This is a genomic window from Cellulomonas sp. URHB0016, assembly GCF_054057935.1.
On sequence record NZ_JBSRZU010000001.1, the window covers coordinates 412,690 to 427,120 of the forward strand.

At 72.0% G+C, this 14,431-nt stretch carries 11 protein-coding genes and 1 pseudogene; 2 read left to right on the plus strand and 10 right to left on the minus strand.

The window, feature by feature from the left end; genetic code table 11:
* From ACVW07_RS01960 to uvrC, 6 genes and pseudogenes are all read right to left on the minus strand, one after another.
* The gene (locus ACVW07_RS01960) at positions 1-1,200 is read right to left on the minus strand and encodes a phosphoglycerate kinase (RefSeq protein WP_456817609.1); all 1,200 of its coding nucleotides are present in this window, start codon (positions 1,198-1,200) and stop codon (positions 1-3) included.
* Positions 1,201-1,345: 145 nt separating this feature from the next.
* Entirely contained in the window at positions 1,346-2,350 is a 1,005-nt protein-coding gene (gene gap / locus ACVW07_RS01965) for a type I glyceraldehyde-3-phosphate dehydrogenase (RefSeq protein ID WP_456817610.1), read from the minus strand.
* Positions 2,351-2,563: 213 nt separating this feature from the next.
* On the minus strand, positions 2,564-3,544 hold the full coding sequence (whiA, locus tag ACVW07_RS01970; protein ID WP_456817611.1) for a DNA-binding protein WhiA: 981 nt from the start codon (positions 3,542-3,544) through the stop codon (positions 2,564-2,566).
* A 49-nt stretch (positions 3,545-3,593) separates the two neighbouring features.
* Positions 3,594-4,599 (minus strand): annotated as a pseudogene (locus ACVW07_RS01975) (gluconeogenesis factor YvcK family protein).
* A complete protein-coding gene (rapZ, locus tag ACVW07_RS01980; protein WP_456817612.1) occupies positions 4,596-5,540 on the minus strand; it encodes an RNase adapter RapZ in 945 nt (314 codons plus the stop codon). Before rapZ ends, ACVW07_RS01975 begins: the two are co-directional and overlap by 4 nt.
* The gene (gene uvrC / locus ACVW07_RS01985) at positions 5,537-7,672 is read right to left on the minus strand and encodes an excinuclease ABC subunit UvrC (RefSeq protein WP_456817613.1); all 2,136 of its coding nucleotides are present in this window, start codon (positions 7,670-7,672) and stop codon (positions 5,537-5,539) included. The genes rapZ and uvrC overlap by 4 nt, the downstream gene beginning before the upstream one ends.
* A 123-nt stretch (positions 7,673-7,795) precedes the next feature.
* Here uvrC and ACVW07_RS01990 point away from each other — a divergent pair, with 123 nt between their 5' ends.
* The gene (locus tag ACVW07_RS01990; protein WP_456817614.1) at positions 7,796-8,323 is read left to right on the plus strand and encodes an OsmC family protein; all 528 of its coding nucleotides are present in this window, start codon (positions 7,796-7,798) and stop codon (positions 8,321-8,323) included.
* Positions 8,324-8,345: 22 nt separating this feature from the next.
* Here the strand turns inward: ACVW07_RS01990 and ACVW07_RS01995 are convergent, their stop codons facing one another.
* The gene (locus tag ACVW07_RS01995) at positions 8,346-8,999 is read right to left on the minus strand and encodes an acetyltransferase (RefSeq protein ID WP_456817615.1); all 654 of its coding nucleotides are present in this window, start codon (positions 8,997-8,999) and stop codon (positions 8,346-8,348) included.
* Positions 8,996-11,857 carry an excinuclease ABC subunit UvrA gene (gene uvrA / locus ACVW07_RS02000; protein ID WP_456817616.1) on the minus strand — a complete coding sequence of 954 codons (2,862 nt, stop codon included), beginning with the start codon at positions 11,855-11,857 and terminating at the stop codon, positions 8,996-8,998. The genes ACVW07_RS01995 and uvrA overlap by 4 nt, the downstream gene beginning before the upstream one ends.
* Positions 11,858-11,981: 124 nt before the next feature.
* Here uvrA and ACVW07_RS02005 point away from each other — a divergent pair, with 124 nt between their 5' ends.
* Positions 11,982-12,677 carry an MBL fold metallo-hydrolase gene (locus ACVW07_RS02005; protein ID WP_456817617.1) on the plus strand — a complete coding sequence of 232 codons (696 nt, stop codon included), beginning with the start codon at positions 11,982-11,984 and terminating at the stop codon, positions 12,675-12,677.
* A gap of 9 nt (positions 12,678-12,686) precedes the next feature.
* Here ACVW07_RS02005 and ACVW07_RS02010 read toward each other — a convergent pair whose 3' ends face one another.
* Both ACVW07_RS02010 and ACVW07_RS02015 read right to left on the minus strand, forming a co-directional pair.
* Positions 12,687-13,205 (minus strand): GNAT family N-acetyltransferase, encoded by a 519-nt coding sequence (locus tag ACVW07_RS02010; RefSeq protein ID WP_456817618.1) that lies wholly within the window; start codon positions 13,203-13,205, stop codon positions 12,687-12,689.
* A 3-nt stretch (positions 13,206-13,208) separates the two neighbouring features.
* Positions 13,209-14,366, minus strand: a complete 1,158-nt coding sequence (locus tag ACVW07_RS02015) for an acyl-CoA dehydrogenase family protein (RefSeq protein WP_456817619.1) — start codon at positions 14,364-14,366, stop codon at positions 13,209-13,211.
* Between the last annotated feature and the right edge of the window lie 65 nt (positions 14,367-14,431).

Below are 14,431 nucleotides of genomic sequence, written 5' to 3' on the forward strand. Positions count from 1 at the left end.
TCAGTCCTCCAGAACTGCGATGCCGGGGAGGGTCTTGCCCTCGAGGAACTCGAGGCTCGCGCCACCACCGGTCGAGATGTGTCCGAACCCGGCCTCGTCGAAGCCGAGCGTGCGCACGGCCGCCGCGGAGTCGCCGCCACCGACGATCGTGAAGCCGCCGTTCGTGCCCGCGTCGACCAGGGCCTGCGCGACTGCGCGCGTGCCGCCCGAGAACGCCTCGAACTCGAAGACGCCGGCCGGACCGTTCCAGACGACGGTCTTCGCGTCGACGATCTTCGACGCGAACAGCGCGCTGGACTCCGGGCCGATGTCCAGGCCGATCGTGCCGTCCGGGATGGCGTCCGCCGACACGACCTGCGCCGGGGAGTCGGCCTTGAACTCGTCGGCCACGACGATGTCCGTCGGCAGCACGATCTCGACGCCGGCCGCCTCGGCCTGCTGCAGGTAGCCCTTGACGGTCTCGATCTGGTCCTGCTCGAGCAGCGAGTTGCCGACCGAGTAGCCCTTCGCCGCGAGGAAGGTGAAGAGCATGCCACCGCCGATGACCAGGCGGTCCGCCTTGGTGAGCAGGTTCGAGATCACGCCGAGCTTGTCCGAGACCTTCGAGCCGCCGAGCACCACGACATACGGGCGGGCCGGGTCCTCGGTCGCCTTGCGCAGCGAGTCGACCTCCTTGAGGACGAGCTTGCCGACCGCGTGCGGCAGCACGAGCGCGACGTCGTAGACCGACGCCTGCTTGCGGTGCACGACGCCGAACCCGTCCGACACGAAGACGTCGGCGAGCTGCGCCAGCTCGCCGGCCAGCTCGGCGCGCTCCTCGTCGACCTTCGAGGTCTCGCGCGGGTCGAACCGGATGTTCTCCAGCAGGGCGATCTCGCCGTCCTGCAGGGCGGCGACGGTCTCCTGGGCGGAGGGGCCGACGACGTCCTTCGCGAGCGCGACCGGACGGCCGAGCAGCTCGGACAGGCGCGTCGCGACCGGGGCGAGCGAGTACTTGTCCTCCGGCGCGCCCTTCGGGCGGCCCAGGTGGGCCGTCACGACCACCCGTGCACCGGCGCCGAGCAGCGCCTGCAGCGTCGGCAGGGCGGCACGTACGCGGCCGTCGTCCGTGATGGTCGTGCCGTCGAGCGGCACGTTGAAGTCGGAGCGGACGAGCACGCGCTTGCCGCGCAGGTCGCCGAGGTCCTCGATGGTCTTCATGGTCTCCTACCTAGCAGGACGGTCCGGGCCGGCGTCGGCCCGGGCACGAGTGGCAGTACGGACAACCCCTGACACGGCAGCGTCCGCGTGCGCCGGGCCGGTGGCCGGGGCGCACGCGGACGCATGACGTGTGCAGTGCGGAACGTCAGAGACGCTCGCCCACGTACTCCGTGAGCTGGACGAGGCTGTTCGAGTAGCCCCACTCGTTGTCGTACCAGGACACGACCTTGACGAGGTCGCCGCTGACCTTGGTGAGCTTCGAGTCGAAGATGCTCTGGTGCGGGTTCGTGACGATGTCGCTCGACACGATCTCGTCCTCGACGTACTCGAGCACACCCTTGAGCGGGCCCTCGGCCGCGGCCCGGACCGCCGCGTTGACCTCGTCGACCGTGACCTCGCGCGACGCGGTGAACGTCAGGTCCGTGGCCGAGCCCGTGATCGTCGGCACGCGCAGCGCGTAGCCGTCGAGCTTGCCCTTGAGCTCCGGCAGCACCAGCGCGACGGCCTTGGCGGCACCCGTCGACGTCGGCACGATGTTCGCCGCGGCGGCACGCGCACGACGCAGGTCGCGGTGCGGGCCGTCCTGGAGGTTCTGGTCACCCGTGTACGCGTGGATCGTGGTCATGAGGCCACGCTCGATGCCGATGGCGTCGTTGAGGGCCTTCGCCAGCGGGGCGAGGCAGTTCGTGGTGCACGACGCGTTGGAGATGATGTGCTGCGACGCCGGGTCGTACAGCTCGTGGTTGACGCCGACGACGAACGTGCCGTCCTCGTTCTTCGCCGGGGCCGAGATGATGACCTTCTTGGCGCCGGCGTCGATGTGCGCCTTCGCCTTGAGCGCGTCGGTGAAGAAGCCGGTCGACTCGATGACGATGTCCGCGCCGAGCTCGCCCCAGGGCAGGTCGGCCGGGTTCCGCTCCTCGAGGGCACGGATCTTCTTGCCGTCGACGATGATGTTCTGGTCGTCGAACTCGACGCTCAGGGGGAAACGGCCGAGGACCGTGTCGTACTTGAGCAGGTGGGCGAGCGTCGCGTTGTCGGTGAGGTCGTTGACACCGACGATCTCGATGTCCGCGCCCGACGCGAGGATTGCCCGGTAGAAGTTCCGGCCGATGCGGCCGAAGCCGTTGATGCCGACCTTGATGGTCACTTGCCCTCCTCGGCAGCGCCGACGAGGTCGGCGCACACAATTGGTGGTGGGGACACGCACGCCGCTGTGCGCTCGACCGGCACCATTCCCGTTCGTGCCCAGCACGTGACGGTCGTGTGACGGTCGGATGACATGAGCCTATACCCGCTGCTGGGCGGGACCGGGTACCGGAGGTCCTGGCAGGACACCCGTCCCGTCTGGTGGGATGCCCCCTCAGAGGTCCAGGAGCTCCGGGCTCAGCCCCGCCTCGGTGTCGGGGATCCCGAGCTCCTGCGCACGCTTGTCCGCCGTGGCGAGCAGGCGCCGGATCCGGCCCGCGACCGCGTCCTTGGTGAGCACCGGCTCCGCGAGCTTGCCGAGCTCCTCCAGGGACGCCTCCTTGTGCGCGAGCCGCAGCTCACCGGCCTCGCGCAGGTGCTCCGGGAGGTCGTCGCCGAGGATCTCGAACGCCCGCTCGACCCGCGCTCCGGCCGCGACCGCCGCGCGTGCCGAACGGCGCAGGTTCGCGTCGTCGAAGTTCGCCAGGCGGTTGGCCGTGCCGCGCACCTCGCGCCGCACGCGCCGCTCCTCCCAGACGAGCATCGTCTCGTGGGCCCCGAGCCGCGCGAGCATCGCGGAGATCGCGTCACCGTCCCGGATCACCACACGGTCGATGCCCCGCACCTCCCGCGCCTTGGCGGACACACCCAGCCGCCGGGCGGCACCCACGAGCGCAAGGGCCGCCTCCGGGCCGGGACAGGTCACCTCGAGCGCCGAGGACCGCCCGGGCTCGGTCAACGAGCCGTGGGCGAGGAACGCGCCCCTCCACGCCGCCTCGGCCTCGCCGACCCCCGCGGACACCACCTGCGGCGGCAACCCGCGCACCGGACGTCCCCGGTTGTCGAGCAGACCCGTCTGGCGGGCGAGGGACTCACCGTCCTTGACCACGCGGACGACGTACCGGCTGCCCCGGCGCAGACCGCCACCGGAGACCACGATGATGTCGCTCTCGTGCCCGTACACCTCGGCGATCGACTGGCGCAGGCGACGTGCCGCGATGCCCGTGTCGAGCTCGGCCTCGATGACGATCCGCCCCGAGATGATGTGGAGCCCGCCCGCGAACCTGAGGGTCGCGGAGACCTCGGCCTTGCGGCAGGACGTCTTGTCGACCTTCAGCCGAGCCAGCTCGTCCTTGACCTGTGCCGTCAACGCCATGGGCGTCATCCTGCCATCTGGGACAGGCGTCCGGGACCGGTCCGGCTGCTCACCCGCGGCCGTCCGCCGGTGTGCCGACGTCGCCGAGGAAGCCGTCGTGCACGTCGCGGTAGGCGGCTGCCAGCCGCAAGGGGTCGTGCCGCGGCGTGCCGTCGCCCCGTCTGACCTGGCGCAGCAGCAGCCGGGCGCCGAGGTCGGCGCTGCGTTGGCTCAACGTCTCCAGGTCGTCCACCGTCGCAGGGTCCGCGACCACGGCGTCGATACGCAGACCGGGTGCGTGGTCGTGCAGCACCTCCAGGTACTCGTGCGCGCGCATCCCGGCCGTCTCGCCGTCCTCCTCCGGTGACAGGTTCAGCGTCAGCACGGTGCGCGCGGACGTCCGCAGCAGCGCGTCGTGCAGGCCGGGCACCAGCAGGTGCGGCATCACCGACGTGTACCAGGACCCCGGTCCGAGCACGATCCAGTCCGCAGCGTCGATCGCGGCCACCGCCTCCGGGCAGGCCGGAGGCTCGGAAGGGTCGAGCCGCACCTGGACGATGGACCCCGCGGTCGTGGCCACCGAGCTCTGGCCCACGACCACGTCCGTCGTGCCGTCGGGACGCCGGACGTCCGCCTCGATCCGCAGCGGCACGGCCGCCATGGGCAGGACCCGGCCGCGTGCACCGAGCAGGCGGCCGACCCAGTCGAGGCCCTCGACGGTGTCCCCGAGCAGCTCCCACAGCGCCACGATCAGCAGGTTCCCGACGGCGTGCTGGTCGAGGTCGCCCGCAGACGAGGAAACGGTGCTGAAGGACGTCGCGCCACGTCCGGCCCCAGTCGGAGTCGTCGCACAGGGCGGCCAGTGCCATGCGCAGGTCGCCGGGCGGCAGGACGCCCAGCTCGTCACGGAGGCGACCCGACGAGCCGCCGTCGTCCGCGACCGTCACGACGGCCGTGATGCGGTCCGTCATCAGGCGCAGCGACGAGAGCGTCGCGGACAGTCCGTGACCACCGCCGAGGGCGACGACGGCCGGACCGAGCCCGCGATCACTGCGCCGGGTGCTGGGGCTGCTCATTCCTTGCCGAGGTCGCGTGCGGCGACCGACACGTGGTGACCCTGGTCGCGCAGCCGAGCTGCGATGGCGTCGCTGATCGCGACCGAGCGGTGCTTGCCGCCCGTGCAGCCCACCGCGATCGTCACGTACCTCTTCTCCTCGTGGAGGTAGCCGGCCAGGACCGGCTCGAGCGCGTCGACGTACCGCTCGACGAACGTCACCGCCCCGGGCAGCCCGAGGACGTACTCGCGTACCGGTGCGTCCCGGCCCGTCAGATGGCGGAGCTCGGTCACCCAGTACGGGTTCGACAGGAACCTGACGTCCACCACGTGGTCCGCGTCGAGGGGCAGACCGTACTTGAAGCCGAACGACAGGACCGAGACCCTCAGCACGTCCTCGGAGGTCCCCGCCACGACGAGCCGGACCTCGCGGGCGAGGTCGTGCACGTTCAGCTCGGAGGTGTCGATGATCGTGTCGGCCCGCTCGCGCAGGTCCGCCAGGACGGCACGCTCCGCGTCGATGCCGTCGAGGACGCGGCCCTCGTTCTGCAGGGGGTGCGGCCGGCGCACCTGCTCGAACCTGCGCACGAGCACCTCGTCGGAGGCGTCGAGGAAGAGGATCCGGTACTCCACGCCGGCCGCTCGCAGCCCGTCGAGCACCTCCTGCAGCGCCGAGAAGAACTCCCGCCCACGGACGTCGATGACCGCCGCGAGGCGCTGCGCACGCTGGCCGGCCGGGCCGCCCGTGAGCATGCCGACGAGGTGGGTCAACATCTGCGCGGGCAGGTTGTCGACGACGTACCAGTCGAGGTCCTCGAGCACGGCGGCGGCACGTGTGCGGCCGGCACCCGACATCCCTGTGATGACGAGGACCTGCGGGTCCTGCCGGACGGGCGAGACACCGGCCTCGTCGAGCGCCGGGATGCCCGTGGGGACGGTGATCGGCGAGCGGTCGTCGGTCATGAGCCCAGCATGCCAGCCCGGTCGGGTGCGCCCACGGGCGGGAGCGAGGGCCCCGCCGCGGACGAGGGCTGCTCCGGTGCGCCGGCCGCCACGTGAGGGACGACCTCGTCCTCCGTGCCGACGGCCCCGACGTCGGCCACGTCGCGCGCGCGTCCCGAAGGCGTGGGACCCGTGCCGGCCGGGCCGGGCTCGGCCAGCGCGGCGACGACCGCACGCGCCGTGCGCTCCCCCATCCCCTGCACGGTCGCGATCTCCTCGGCCGACGCGGCGCGGAGCCGCTTCACGGACCCGAAGTGCCGCAGGAGCGCCGCTCGCCGGGCGGGCCCGAGGCCCGGGACGTCGTCCAGGACGCTCACGGTCATGCCTTTGCTGCGCCGCTTCCGGTGCGCCGAGATGGCGAACCGGTGGGCCTCGTCGCGCAGCCGCTGCAGGAGGTAGAGACCCTCCGAGCTGCGCTGCAGGATCACCGGATACGCCTCACCCGGCAGCCACACCTCCTCGAGGCGCTTCGCGAGCCCGCACAGCGCCACGTCGTCGATGCCCAGCTCGGCCAGCGCCGCGGCGGCTGCCGCGACCTGCGGCGGCCCGCCGTCGACCACCACGAGGTTCGGCGGGTACGCGAACCTCGCGGGCTTTCCCGTCGCCTCGTCGACCGGCCCCGAACGGCGCGGCGCCTCGTCGTCCTCGTCGCCCAGTCCCAGCTCCACGTCGGGCGCGTCGGAGCGTTCGGCCAGGTAGCGACGGAACCGGCGCGTGAGCACCTCGTGCATCGCCGCCGTGTCGTCGCGCGCTCCTTGCCCCTCGGGCCCGCGGACGGTGAAGAGCCGGTACTCGCTCTTGCGTGCCATGCCGTCCTCGAACACCACCATGGACGCCGACTGGTACGTGCCCTGGTTGTGCGAGACGTCGTAGCACTCGATCCGCAGCGGGGCCGTGGCGAGGTCGAGCGCCTCCTGGATCTCGCGGAGCGCCTGGCTCCGTGTGGTGAGGTCGCCCGCCCGACGCGTGCGGTGCAGCACCAGGGCGTGCTCGGCGTTGCGGTGCACCGTCGCCGCGAGCTCCCGCTTGTCGCCGCGCTGCGGCACCCGCACCTGCACCCGGCTGCCGCGCAGCCCGCCGAGCCACGCCTGCACCTGCTCCACGTCCGGGGGAAGCGTCGGCACGAGCACCTCGTGCGGGACGGCCGAGTTCTCCTCGTCGGCGCCGTACACCTGCTGCAGCAGGTGCTCGACGAGGGTGGCGTCGTCGACGTCCTCGACCTTCTCCACGACCCAGCCGCGCTGCCCGCGGATCCGCCCGTCCCGGACGTGGAACACCTGGACCGCGGCCTCGAGCTCGTCACCTGCCAGGGCGAAGATGTCGGCGTCCGTCCCGTCCGCGAGCACCACCGCGTTGCGCTCCGTGGCCCGCTCGAGGGTCGCGACGTCGTCGCGCAGCCGTGCCGCCTGCTCGAAGTCGAGCTCCGCGGCGGCCTCCTTCATGCGCTGGGTCAGCCGGCGCGTGAACTTCGCCGTGTCCCCCGCCATGAAGTCGCAGAAGTCCTGCGCCAGCTGGTGGTGGTCGTCAGGCGTGATCCGGCCCACGCACGGCGCCGAGCACTTGTCGATGTACCCGAGCAGGCACGGCCTGCCCTGCTGGTGAGCGCGCTTGAACACCCCCGCCGAGCACGTCCGCACCGGGAACACGCGGAGCAACAGGTCCACGGTCTCCCGGATCGCCCAGGCGTGGGCGTACGGCCCGAAGTAGCGGGTGCCCTTGCGCTTGGCGCCACGCATCACCTGGACCCGCGGGAACTGGTCGGCCATCGTCACGGCGAGGTACGGGTACGACTTGTCGTCCCGGTACTTCACGTTGAAGCGCGGGTCGAACTCCTTGATCCAGGAATACTCCAGCGCCAGCGCCTCGACCTCCGTGCCGACGACCGTCCACTGCACGGAGGCCGCTGTCGTCACCATCGTCTGCGTCCGCGGGTGCAGGCCCGCCAGGTCCTGGAAGTAGCTGCCCAGTCGCTGCCGGAGGCTCTTCGCCTTGCCGACGTAGATGACCCGACCGTGCTCGTCGCGGAACCGGTAGACACCCGGCGACTCCGGGATCTCCCCGGGAGCGGGACGATAGGTCGCGGGATCGGCCATGCCGTCGAGCCTAGTTCGCACCACCGACGTGGCCGACCCGGCCGGCCGTCCCCCCGCGCGACGAGCGACGAGCTGTCCCCTGTCCTGCCATGCAGGGGCGGTCTGCGCGGCTAGGTTGGCTGCATGGGCCCCCTGCACACATACTCCGCGGACCTCACCTGGACCGGTGCCGGCTCGCACGGCACCACGAGCTACACCGCGTACTCGCGCGACCACGAGGTACGCATCGGGGCCAAGCCTCCGTTGCTGGGGTCGTCGGACCCGTCGTTCCGTGGCGACCCGATGCGCTACAACCCCGAGGAGCTGCTCGTGAGCTCCGTCGCCCAGTGCCACATGCTGTGGTTCCTGCACCTCGCGGCCGCCACCGGGATCGTCGTCGTCGCGTACGAGGACCATGCGACGGGCACCATGCGGGTCGAGGCGGCCGGCCACGGACAGTTCACGGAGGTCGTGCTGCGGCCGCAGGTGACCGTGGCCGCCGGGCGGCACCTGCCCGACGGGGCGCCCGTGACCGACGGACTGCTGTCCGACGTGCACCACCGGGCCCACGAGCACTGCTTCATCTCCCGGTCGGTGAACTTCCCGGTGCGCCACGAGCCCGTGCCGTACCGGACCGGGCGCGTTGCTGCCGGAGCCGTCGGCGCCGGCTGACGCACCACCGTCCCGTCCGCGGTCAGGGCCGCCGCAGACTCAGCCACCGCGGCTCGAGGACGTACCCCAGTGCGGTGTTGGCGCGCAGCGAGGCCGTGTTGACCGCGGCGCCGCCCGTGCCGAAGACCCGGTGCCCCTGCGCCGCGAGCTCGACGACCGCCGCGGCCTTCACCGCGGTCGCCAGACCACGGCCGCGGACCGCGCGGCGGGTGACCGTGAACTCGGTGTCGACCCTGGCGTCGGCGGGGTAGAGCACGGTCACCGCATCCAGGTCCCCGAGTGGCCCGAACGCGCCGAACGCCCACCAGCCGCCCAGGGCGAGGGAGCTCTCGAGCTCGGCCACGCCGGGGACGTCGTGGGCCGTCGCCGGCGTCCAGGGGTAGTCGACCGCGCAGAGCGCATCGAGCGCCACGATCGCCTCGGCCTGGTCCGGGCCCAACCGCACGACCCGCCAGCCCTGCGCACGGACCTGTTCGACCCGTGCGGCGAGCCTCGCGAGGTGGTCGTCGTCGGTGAGGTGCAACCGTGCACCCCACGACTCGGACTCGACCGTCCATCCCGCGGCCAGGAGCGGCGCGACCCGCTCGTCGTCCTCGCGCAGGATCGCCACGTCCTCGTGCTCGCTGCCGACCTCCTCGGAGAGCGGACCGCCCGCCCCCTGCCGCTCTGCGGTCACGCCGAGACCCGTTCCGCCACGGGCTCCAGGACCTCGGCGAGGAACCGGCCGGTGTGGCTCGCGGGCACCGTCGCGATGTGCTCCGGTGTGCCCTCGGCGATGACCAGACCGCCGCCGTTGCCGCCCTCGGGCCCCATGTCGACCACCCAGTCCGCGTTCTTGATGACGTCGAGGTTGTGCTCGATGACGATGACCGAGTTGCCCTTGTCGACGAGCGACTGCAGCACACCCAGCAGCTTGCGGATGTCCTCGAAGTGCAGACCGGTGGTCGGCTCGTCGAGCACGTAGATGGTGCGGCCCGTGGACCGTCGCTGCAGCTCGGCAGCCAGCTTGACGCGCTGCGCCTCACCGCCGGAGAGCGTGGGGGCGGGCTGACCCAGCCGGACGTAACCGAGCCCCACGTCGACGAGCGTGCGCAGGTGGCGCGAGATCGCCGGCACGGCAGCGAAGAACTCGGCAGCCTCCTCGATGGGCATGGCCAGCACGTCCGCGACCGTCTTGCCCTTGAAGTGCACCTCGAGCGTCTCGCGGTTGTACCGGGCTCCGTGGCAGACCTCGCACGGCACGTAGACGTCGGGCAGGAAGTTCATCTCGATCTTCAGCGTGCCGTCGCCGGAGCACGCCTCGCAGCGGCCGCCCTTGACGTTGAACGAGAACCGCCCGGGCGTGTAGCCACGGACCTTGGCCTCGGTGGTCTCGGCGAACAGCCGACGCACGTGGTCCCAGACGCCGGTGTACGTCGCGGGGTTCGACCGCGGCGTGCGCCCGATCGGCCCCTGGTCCACGTGGACCACCTTGTCCAGGTGCTCGAGCCCGGTGACGCGCTTGTGGGGTCCGGCGACCTGCCGGGCACCGTTCAGCTCGTTCGCCAGGACGGTGTACAGGATCGAGTTCACGAGCGTCGACTTGCCCGACCCGGACACACCGGTGACGGCGGTCAGCGTCCCGAGCGGGAACGACACGTCGATGCCCTGCAGGTTGTGCTCCTTCGCACCCACGACGGTGAGCTGCCGCTTCTTGTCCACGGGCCGCCGCTCGGCCGGCATCGGGATGGCGCGGCGACCCGACAGGTACGCGCCCGTGACCGACTCGGCGGAGCTCAGCAGCCCGTCCAGGTCGCCCGAGTGCACGACGCGCCCACCGTGCTCGCCCGCCCCTGGGCCGATGTCGACGATCCAGTCCGCGGTGCGGATCGTGTCCTCGTCGTGCTCCACGACGATCAGGGTGTTGCCGAGGTCCCGCAACCGGGTGAGCGTGTCGATGAGGCGCCGGTTGTCCCGCTGGTGCAGGCCGATGGACGGCTCGTCGAGCACGTACAGCACACCGACGAGCCCGGAGCCGATCTGCGTGGCGAGCCGGATGCGCTGCGCCTCGCCGCCCGACAAGGTCGCGGCCGGCCGGGTGAGCGAGAGGTAGTCCAGGCCGACGTCCAGCAGGAAGCCCAGGCGTGCCTGGATCTCCTTGAGCACCTGGGCGGCGATCGCGCGCTCGCGCTCGCCGAGGACGAGACCGTCGAGGAACGTGCGGGCCTCGCGGATCGGGAGCTCGCAGACCTCCGCGATGGACCGGTCGCCGACCTTGACCGCCAGCACCTCGGGCTTGAGCCGTGCGCCGCGGCAGACCGGGCACGGGACCTCGCGCATGAAGGCCTCGTACTTCTCCTTGCTCCAGTCCGACTCGGTCTCGGTGTGGCGCCGCTCGAGAAACGTGACGACGCCCTCGAAGCCCGTCGAGTACTGGCGCTCCCGGCCCCACCGGTTCTTGTAGCGGACCTTGACCTCGTGGTTCTGGCCGAACATGACGGCGTCCTTCGCACGCTGCGGCAGGGCCCGCCACGGGACGCTCGTCGAGAAGCCCATGTCCTGGGCCAGCGCGCTCAGCACCCGGGCGAAGTACTCGCTCGAGATCTGCGACCACGGCGCGATCGCGCCCTCGTCGAGCGAGAGGTCCTCGTCCGGCACCACGAGGTCCGGGTCGACCTCGAGCCGGGTGCCGATGCCGGTGCACTCGGGGCACGCACCGTACGGCGCGTTGAACGAGAAGGTCCGCGGCTCGATCTCGTCGAGCGCGAGCACATGGTCGTTCGGGCACGCGCGGTGCTCGGAGAACCGGCGCTCGCGGGACGCGTCGTCCGCGTCGGCGTCGACCAGCTCGACGACCAGGATGCCGCCCGCGAGCCCGAGCGCCGTCTCGACGGAGTCGGTGAGCCGTCGCTGCACGCCGTCGCGCGCCACGAGGCGGTCGACCACGACCTCGATGTCGTGCTTGAGCTTCTTCTCGAGGGTCGGTGGCTCGGTGAGCTGCACGACCTCACCGTCGACACGGGCCCGCGCGAAGCCCTTGGCCTGCAGCTCCTTGAACAGGTCGGCGTACTCCCCCTTGCGGCCGCGCACCACCGGCGCCAGCACCTGGTAGCGCGTCCCCTCCGGGAGCTCGAGCAGGCGGTCCACGATCTGCTGCGGCGTCTGCGCGGTGACGCGCTCGCCGCACTCCGGGCAGTACTGCGTGCCGGCGCGGGCGTACAGGAGGCGCAGATAGTCGTACACCTCGGTGATGGTCCCCACCGTCGACCGCGGGTTCCGGTTCGTCGACTTCTGGTCGATCGAGACGGCCGGCGACAGGCCCTCGATGAAGTCGACGTCGGGCTTGTCCATCTGCCCGAGGAACTGCCGGGCGTACGCGGAGAGCGACTCGACGTACCTCCGCTGGCCCTCGGCGAAGATGGTGTCGAACGCGAGCGAGGACTTTCCCGACCCCGACAGCCCGGTGAACACGATGAGCTTGTCGCGGGGGAGGTCGAGGTCGACGTTGCGGAGGTTGTGCTCGCGGGCGCCCTGCACCACCAGACGTTCGTTCACGGCCGGAAGTCTACGTCCCGCCGCCGACAGTCGCACACCTGTTCGACGCGAGCCGGAGCCCTGCTCGCCATGCCGAAGACGTCCGCCCAGGTCATCCTGGGAGCTCTCCACCGAGAGGACGCATGTGACCTACACGGGCGACGCCACGGTCGGCGGACCGACGCAGGCACGGGTGCTGGACGAGGCCGAGATCCGCAAGGTCGCGGTCGGGCCGATGGACAACAACGCCTACCTGCTCACGTGCCGCCGCGACGGCGCGCAGCTGCTGCTCGACCCCGCCGACGAGCCCGACCGCCTCCTGCACCTGGTGCACGAGGGCTCGCCGACGGCCCGGCTGGACCACGTGGTCCTCACCCACCGCCACGCCGACCATCATCGTGCGCTGCCGTCCGTCGTGGCGGTCACCGGCGCAGCCGTCTCCGCGGGCGCGGCGGACGCGGAGGCGATCACTGCGGCCACGGGGGTGACGGTCGATCGACGCCTCCAGGACGGGGACGCCCTGGCCGTCGGGCACCTGACTCTCGAGGTGGTCGCACTCCGGGGGCACACCCCCGGCTCGGTCGCGCTCGCCTACCGGGAGCCGTCACACTCGTCGGCACCTGGCCGCGTCCATCTCTTCACAGGTGACTCGCTGTTCCCCGGCGGCGTCGGCCACACCCACGGAGACGCTGCACTGTTCGCGCAGCTCTTCGACGACGTCGTCACGCGCCTGTTCGACCGCTTCGGCGACGACACGTGGGTGTACCCGGGCCACGGACGGGACACCACCCTCGGCGCGGAGCGCCCTCACCTGCAGGAGTGGCGCCGTCGCGGTTGGTGACGCGGCTCCTCACGGTCCGGCGACGCAGACCCATCGCCGGACCGTGACGCCGTCGGGCTCCACATCGAGCTCACCGGGCTCGAACCCCGCCCGGGTCAGCACTCGCTCGGACGCCGAGTTGCCCACCATGGTCGACGCCCTCACGAGGCTCTCGCCGTGCGCCAGCAACCAGGCGGTGAGCGCGGACACCGCCGCCGTCGCCAGGCCGCGCCCTCGGCCGACCGGCAGCAGGGCGTAGAAGAGGAACGGTCCGGAGACACGCGAACCGACTCCGATGGTGCCGACCGGTACGCCGTCGGCCATCACGATGTAGCGTGCGCCGCGCCCTTCCGCCCGGATCTCGAGGTTGCGCGCCACCCGACGCCGCGCCTCCTCCTCGGAGACGTCCGGCGGGTAGTACGTCCAGCGGGTGACGTCCGGCACCCGGGACAGCTCCTGGTCGAGGCGCCAGTCGTCCTCCTCGACGGGGCGCAGCCGCGCCACGGTGCCCGCGGACGTCGCGACGTCGAGCGTGTCGGGGACGAGCACGGGTCACTCCTCGACCGGTCCGAGCACGGAGGCGGCCACCGTGGCGTGCGCGGACTCGTCGTCGGACGGGTGGAACATCCCCGCGAGGACGTCCCGGTACAGCCGGCCGAGCTCGTCCCCCGAGAAGTACGAGCCTCCACCGGAGACGCGCAGCGCCAGGTCGACGACGGTGCGGGCGGACTCGGTCGCCCGCACCTTGAGACCCACGAGCTGGGCGAACCACCGCGGGCCGTGGTCGGCCTGCTCGTCGACGTCGCGGGCCAGGGCGAACACCTGGAGCTCCGCGCCGTCCTGGGCGAGCGCCGCGGCGGCCACCTTCCAGCGGATGTCCGGGTCCTGCGCGTAGGAGCGGCCATCGTGCTTCAGCGAGGTGCGCCGGCGCGCCGCGGCGGCGCCGAGCTCGACCGCACGGCGGCCGACGCCCGTGTAGACGGCGGCGAGGAGGATCTCGAAGACCGCGAACAGCGCGAACACGAACGGGTCGGCGCTCGGCCCGGGAGGCAGCGACCGGTACACCCGGTCGGCGGGCGCGTGCGCGCCGTCGAGCTCGCTGGTGGCCGACTGCGTCGCGCGCATGCCCAGCGTGTCCCAGTCGTCCCGCGTCCGGACGCCGTCGCGGGACACCACGCCGTGCACCAGCCGGGGGTCGTCCTTGTCGGAGTCGTCGAGGCCGAACGTCGCCAGGCGCGTCCACACCGGCGCGAGCGAGGTGAAGATCTTGGTCCCGAAGTAGCGGTAACCGCCCGCACCGTCACGCTCCGCCCGGGTGCGCGAGCCGAACATCACGAGGTCGTTGCCCGCCTCGGAGCTGCCGAACGCGAACACCTCGCCCGCCGCCGCGTCGCGCAGGACGAACTCGACCGAGTCGTCGCCACGGGACGCGAGCAGGGCCGCCAGGCCGGTGACGACAAGGTGCATGTTGACCGCGAGCGCCGTCGCCGGTGCCGCCGCACCCAGACGAACCTGCTCCCGGGCGACCTCCTCCAGGCTCAGGCCGGCGCCGCCGAGCCGCTCGGGGACGAACGCGCGGAGGTACCTCGCCTCGGTGAGCTCCGCGAGGTCGTCGTACGGGAAGGTGTTGTCGCGGTCGTGGCGGGCCGCGCGACCATGCACCCGGGCGAGCAGGTCGTCGGTGAGCAGCGTGCGCAGCGTCCGGGCCATGACGCCACTCTGCCATCGGCGGCCCGACGTCGACCGGCGGTGGTACGGCACACCGGTCCGACCAG